We start from the raw sequence: 6,713 nt of genomic DNA, 5'->3' as shown, positions 1-6,713 counted from the left end.
TTATTTTGTCTATCCGAGAAAATTGATTTTGGATAATTTTTCTAACGAAAAGTTTCCTTCCCGTTATGCTATCTGATTAATCTTTTTAAGAACTTTTTCGCCTCTCCGTCTCGGTTCAGCTTTATTTCAGATGATCTCACCGCCTAGTGTTGGTGATTTCATTGATTTTTCTTTTTCATTTTCGCTTTCTGCATTGCGCTTAGGCGACCCTTTTGGTTTGGGACTGCAAAGATGAGAAGTTTTTTATTTCTCTGCAAATTTATTTGAAGATTTTTTTTCTTACTTTAAACTTGCTCTTTGCTGGTTTTCAGTAGTATTAAAGCATTTCGCTCTTACTTTCCAACCTGTCCGTTTCGGGACTGCAAAGGTGAGAATCTTTTTTCATTCTGGCAAGAAGTATTTTAAAATAATTTTCCGCCGTCCTTTTCTCTCTTTTTTCAATTCCGGTGCAGCCTTGCGCTGCTTCCGTTTTTCCCAGCCCTGTTCGTTTTGGGACTGCAAAGGTGAGAGTTTTTTCTTTAGCCGTCAAGCTATTTTTGAAAATAGTTGCAAACAAGCTGAGGCTTTGTGTGTTGCCTTTAGTTTGACTTAGCTTTTACTCTTCTTTTTAGTGAAACCTTTATTTAAACGGGGCTTGAGTCGGCTTATTATTTCTTGTTTTTGATTTCTTAGCCGGTAAATACATTTAGTGCTTTCCAGGCCACTATCTGTGCTTTATCTGTGCTTTATCTGGGGAGTATCTATTCTTTATCCAGGCTTCACTCTAGGAGTATTAGGGGCAATCTTGAAGGAGTTCTTGTTTGTATTCAACTTGGCTTCTTAATCCATTGTTCTCAGAAGAATACACACGTTCAATAAATTCGGCTAATAGTATCAAAAGGCCTAGAAATGAAAAACCGGAAAAGCGAACTAAATCACTTTTCCGGTTTGTAGCCCCGGCGGGAATCGAACCCACATCTAGAGTTTAGGAAACGCCTATTCTATCCGTTGAACTACAGGGCCATCTGATTTACGATTGAGTGATTTAAGATTTAAGATTCAAACCTTAAGACCTATCGCTTATCGAGATTGCAAATGTGCAGAATTTTTAATTAAAGTTCTAAATCAATTTGCACTTAAAGCGTATTTATCTTACTACAGATCCATTACCCACAGCAGCAGAGGGAGATACAAAACTTAGCTTACCATCCGCGTCTTCGGCCATTAAGATCATTCCCTGTGAAAGAATTCCTTTAATCTCCCTAGGCTCCAGGTTCACCAATATGCTTACCTGCTTACCAATAATTGCTTCCGGCTCGAAAAACTCAGCAATTCCAGAGACAACCGTCCGCTGATCTATCCCTGTATCAATTTTAAGCTTCAGAAGCTTTTTAGTCTTAGCTACCTTTTCTGCCTCCAGGATAGTTCCGACACGGATATCCATCGTAGAGAAAGTTTCATAAGTAATATTTTCCTTTGCAGGAGCAACCTCCACAGGTTTAGCAGCCACAGCGTCCTCTGCTTTCTTAGCCAATTTCTGCAACTGTTTTTCGATCACATCATCTTCTACCTTTTCAAAAAGTAAGGAAGCTGCATTCAACTGATGACCGCTCTCAAACTTGATATCATCATCATAAAAGAATACTTCTTTTTGAAGATTAAGCATGTCGAAGATCTTTTTGGAAGCATTTGGCAAGAATGGTTGCATTAATCGACCGAGATGCCCGATTAAATACACGCAATTCTCCAATACCTCACGAGTGCCCTCCGCATCCGTCTTAAATGTTTTCCAAGGCTCTTTCTCTGTCAGATATTTATTACCGCTTCTGGCTAAATCTATTAATGAAGCAAGTGCTTGTCTGAATTTATATGAAACTATACTTTCATCTATATCACCAGATACCTTATTTACCTCTGCATCCAAAGCGGCATCCTTCAACATAGCTCCAGACAGTTTACCTTCATAATATTTATGCATCAGGATCATCACCCGATTTACAAAGTTCCCTAATATAGCTACCAGTTCATTATTAACTCTTGCCTGATAATCCTTCCATGTAAACTCACTATCCGAAGTTTCTGGAAGTATAGATGTCAGTACATAACGCAGTTCATCCTGTTTCCCGTGGAACTCCTCCAGGTACTCATGTAACCAAACTGCATGGTTTCTTGAAGTAGATAGCTTATCACCCTCAAGGTTTAAGAACTCATTTGCAGGCACATTCTGAGGTAACACATACTCTCCATGCGCGTGAAGTATAGAAGGGAAGGTGATACAATGGAACACAATGTTATCCTTTCCAATAAAATGGATCAGGCAGGAATCGTCTTCTTCATTCTGCTGTTTTTTCCAATAAAGCTGCCAGTCTTTTCCGTTATCTTCAGCCCATTGCTTGGTAGCAGATATATACCCGATAGGAGCATCCATCCATACGTAAAGCTTTTTACCTTTCGCTTCCTCTAATGGAACATCTATACCCCAATCCAAATCGCGGGTCATAGAACGAGGCTGAAGGCCAGATTTCAACCAGGAACTGCACTGCCCGTAAACATTTGTCTTCCACTTATTCTTTTTTCCTTCAAGTAACCAGTCTTCCAACCAGGGTTGATACTTATCTAGTGGCAGGTACCAATGCTTGGTTGTTCTTAAAACTGGGGGTTTGCCGCTTAAAGTAGATTTGGGATTAATTAAATCGGTGGGATTTAGTGAAGTGCCACATTTCTCACACTGATCACCATAGGCACCATCACTCTTACAATTCGGACAAGTACCAACAATATACCTGTCTGCTAAAAACTGGTCGAAGTCTTCATCATAATACTGTTCAGATTCCTTCTCCACAAACTCGCCCTTCTCATAAAGGTTCAAGAAGAACTCTTTAGATAGATCATGATGAACAGGGGAAGAGGTTCGGTGATAAATATTAAAGGCAATTCCAAACTCCTCAAAGCTATTCTTAATAATAGTATGGTACTTATCAATGATCTCCTGAGGTGTTGTTCCCTCTTTCTTTGCCTTAATTGTGATCGCAGCTCCATGCTCATCAGATCCGCAGATGTATACAACATCTTTCTTTTTCAAGCGAAGATGCCGCACGAAGGTATCTGCGGGAATATAAGCTCCGGCTAAATGACCGATATGAAGGGGCCCATTTGCATAAGGCAAAGCAGAAGTAACAGTATATCTTTTAAATTTATCTAATTCCGACATTGAATTCTATTAAAAAACGCAAAGATACTATTTGATGTCAACAACTGCTTACTCTAACAAGTTTTCTATACTAGCAGACCATCATTAACGTCAATGGGTTAGAACAGGAGGGCTCATTCTTTAATCATTTTCCTGTTTTCAATTAATCAGTAGCGCTAGTTTTCTTAATTACTACCTTTAGGCTGGTTAAGCAACAAGCAGGTTTTAATGTTTCTTATCTGCGGAATGCCCCACTAAACGCTATGCTAGCTAAATTAAACACTCCTCCATATTTAAAAAAAGGTGATAAAATTGCAATTACCTGCCCTGCTAAAAAACTTCCACATGATATAAATTCCGCCATTACTTTATTGGAAAGCTGGGGACTTGAAGTAGTCCTTGGCGAAACCGTCTATGCTTCTCACTATCAATTTGCTGGTGATGATAACCTCCGCACTAGGGACTTACAACGATTTCTTGATGATGCCGAAATAAAAGCAATTGTTGCAGCCCGGGGTGGATACGGAACTATCAGAATTATTGATCAGCTAGACTTCTCCTCCTTTAGCCGAAGACCTAAATGGCTAATTGGTTTTAGTGATATTACCGCTCTCCATAGCCATATACACAACCTTGATATCCCTACCATTCATGGACAAATGCCGTTAAACGTACCAGATGCTACCAAGCCCTCACTTGAATCATTACGTAAAGCTTTGTTCGGAGAATCTTTGGAATACTTATTGGAACCTAATACCTATAATGCACTTGGAGAAACCAGCGCTCCATTAATAGGAGGAAATTTATCCCTTCTTGTTATGATGATGGGCTCGGTATCAGAAATGGACTTCAAAGGCAAAATATTGTTTATTGAAGACGTAGGGGAATATTTATACGCAGTGGATAGGATGATGTGGAATTTAAAGAGATCGGGAAAACTAGAAGGCTTAGCAGGTTTGATTGTTGGAGGCTTTACTAGCATGAAGGATAACGATGAGCCATTCGGGCAAAACGTGGAAGAAATTATACTAAACGTTACCAAAGATTACCACTACCCCATTTGCTTCGGGTTTCCGGCAGGACATCTTTCTGATAATCACGCAATTATTTTTGGAAAAAATGTATATTTAAATATTACCGCTGACCGTGTTCAGATAGTATTCTGAGTTTAAACCTAATTTCCTGGTATCGAAAAATTTTTACCCTAATGCGCATTCTTTCGGCTATTGTAGTATTAGTTGCAACTGCATTTTCCTGCACCGGCCAGACTCTTAAAATCAATAAGAGTGCTGGAGATCTAGACCATGCAATCCTTGTCCGTCCTAATATTAATTATTCATTTACTAACTCACCCCAGGGATACGGTTCTATCCAGGAATTTCCTAAAAATCCCTATAGGGCTTCATTTGTATTCAAGGAAGAAAAGAACACAGTTTGGTTCCTAATGCCAATTGCTGCTAATGGATGTCTGACATTTGAAATCTCCCCTAAAAGTGAAGGGGATGATTTTGATTGGATGATCTATAAGTATTCCCATCGATTGAAGAAGGATATTGCAAAAGACATTGCGAGACCGATAAGATCTAATATTTCGAGGCCTGATGCAACCGTATCAGGCAGAACCGGAATGCGGGAGGGATATCAAAATTTGTATGCCGTACCGGGACCAGGTAGAAGTTTTTCTAAACCCCTCGATGTTAAAAAAGGGGATACTCTCGCCTTTGTAATTGACAATATTTATCATAATGGTGGCGGTTTTACTTTCAAAAGTACACTATCCAATCGAATCCCACTCCTAGCAACATTAAAAGGAAAGATAATTAGCAACAGTACCAAAAAACCTCTTGCAGGAAAAATTATCTGCGAAGACGATTCTACAGGTATGCAACTGTCAGAAACAGTTGCAAATAGCTCAGGAATTTATACCCTATTGGTGCCAGTAAACAGACCTATAAATATTATTGCAAAACACAGTGGATATATCTTCGCAACAGAAGACATTGAAGTAGAACAAAAGGCTGATACCGTTAACTTCAATCTTGATCCTGTGATCGCTGGAAATAAGGCTATCCTGTTCAATATTCATTTCGAACCCAATAATGATATCATTTTACCGAATTCCTTCCCTGATGTTAATCGCTTAATTGAGTTTCTAAAAGCTTATCCAGAATACGATATAAAGATTATAGGTCATACAAATAATAACCCCTTTACCGAGCAGGGCTACTTACAAAGGTTATCCTTTTACCGAGCTACAGCTGTTAAAAAGCGCTTGATCGCAAATGGTATTCAGGAAGTTCGTCTTTCTTGTATGGGAAAAGGAGGGAAGCAACCTTTAACTACATCGAAGGTGCAGAAAGAGGCAATGAAGAATTTGAGAGTGGAGATTGAATTGGTATTGAGGGAGGAGGAAATTTCAGTAAAATAAGAAGGCTTTCCTAATTGTATTTGGAAAGCCTTCTGTTATAAAGAGTAAATAAAAAATTATCTAGCTCCCTTGAATACCCATTTTTCGTGGAAAAAAGTCCGATCTACAAATCCAGGCCCCTGCATTATGTAACTAACTTCCAAGGTTTTCGAGCCGTCTGCATTTGTAGTGAATTTGTTTACCCCACTAGGATTTAATCTTGCAGAACGTCCACTTCCATTAGTTGTGCCACCTTGACCATAATAGTTTGTAACTCTTATCACATTGCCATTATCATCCATAGTAAAAATTGGAGAGAAATTACCATAATACGAATTGCCTCCGTTATTTTTGAATGGGTGACCATATGGGTCGCCTTGCAGATATGTATTACTAGCCATTACTACCGAATTTGCGTCAACGGTTATCAAATCAGCATCTAACGGATACCAGCCACTACCAAGAGGGTTAACTAGATCGACAAAAGGCGCCGTAGCAGTTACTTCATAGTTTCCGTCCCATTTATTCTTGGCACCAACAGCATAGATAATTGAATTAAAATTACCGCTTACGGTGCCGTATGAAGCACTTTTAATAGAAATAGGTAGCCCATATTTATAAGAAAAATCGAACTTGTTTGGAGTAACCGTAACTTTTACTATTGCTGTTTTCTCCCCCTTTTTAATGGTTACTTGTTTAGAAGACAATGAAAACAAATTACTAGGCATCTTGTCGAAAAGTTCACCTTGAACGGCCTCCTCTGCGTCATCAGGATCCTCTCCTTCCTCAATGGCGGCGTCCCTAGCATCTTTTACAATTTTAGCATTGTATTTGTCTACTACCGAGAAATCTGTTTCGAGGTCCACCACGATATCTTGCGGAGCAACATCAGAACCAGAATAACTTATAATTACATCGAATTCATCACTAGGAACAACTTGAAACGACTTAACAGTGGTTGCATAAATATGCGACGCATCAGCAGACGTCTCCGGCACTTCAGATAACTCGATAATGTTTTCAGCTTCAGCTGTATCGGGTGTATATGGCTCGTCCTTAAGACAAGAACTTAAACCAAAGCAAATCAATGCTATTGGTAATACTTTTAAAAATCTTTTCATTCTAATAACGATTAAA

At 39.0% G+C, this 6,713-nt stretch carries 4 protein-coding genes and 1 tRNA gene; 2 read left to right on the top strand and 3 right to left on the bottom strand.

Annotated elements, in window-relative coordinates; genetic code table 11:
- Positions 1 to 930 precede the first annotated feature (930 nt).
- Positions 931 to 1,002: transfer RNA gene (locus J4N24_RS24570), tRNA-Arg, on the bottom strand.
- Positions 1,003 to 1,126: 124 nt separating this feature from the next.
- The gene (gene metG / locus J4N24_RS24565; RefSeq protein ID WP_207536388.1) at positions 1,127 to 3,190 is read right to left on the bottom strand and encodes a methionine--tRNA ligase; all 2,064 of its coding nucleotides are present in this window, start codon (positions 3,188 to 3,190) and stop codon (positions 1,127 to 1,129) included.
- Positions 3,191 to 3,432: 242 nt separating this feature from the next.
- Between metG and J4N24_RS24560 the strand changes: the two genes are divergently transcribed.
- Both J4N24_RS24560 and J4N24_RS24555 read left to right on the top strand, forming a co-directional pair.
- Positions 3,433 to 4,335 (top strand): S66 peptidase family protein, encoded by a 903-nt coding sequence (locus J4N24_RS24560; RefSeq protein ID WP_207536387.1) that lies wholly within the window; start codon positions 3,433 to 3,435, stop codon positions 4,333 to 4,335.
- Between the two features lie 41 nt (positions 4,336 to 4,376).
- Positions 4,377 to 5,597: an OmpA family protein gene (locus J4N24_RS24555; RefSeq protein WP_207536386.1), complete on the top strand. Its 1,221-nt coding sequence runs from the start codon at positions 4,377 to 4,379 to the stop codon at positions 5,595 to 5,597.
- Between the two features lie 56 nt (positions 5,598 to 5,653).
- Here J4N24_RS24555 and J4N24_RS24550 read toward each other — a convergent pair whose 3' ends face one another.
- Positions 5,654 to 6,697 (bottom strand): DUF1735 domain-containing protein, encoded by a 1,044-nt coding sequence (locus J4N24_RS24550; protein WP_207536385.1) that lies wholly within the window; start codon positions 6,695 to 6,697, stop codon positions 5,654 to 5,656.
- Positions 6,698 to 6,713: the final 16 nt, after the last annotated feature.

It is taken from the genome of Desertivirga arenae (genome assembly GCF_017355785.1).
Lineage (GTDB): Bacteria > Bacteroidota > Bacteroidia > Sphingobacteriales > Sphingobacteriaceae > Desertivirga > Desertivirga arenae.
The sequence above is the reverse complement of the archived record's forward strand: the minus strand, read 5'-3'. Positions and strand labels throughout refer to the sequence as shown.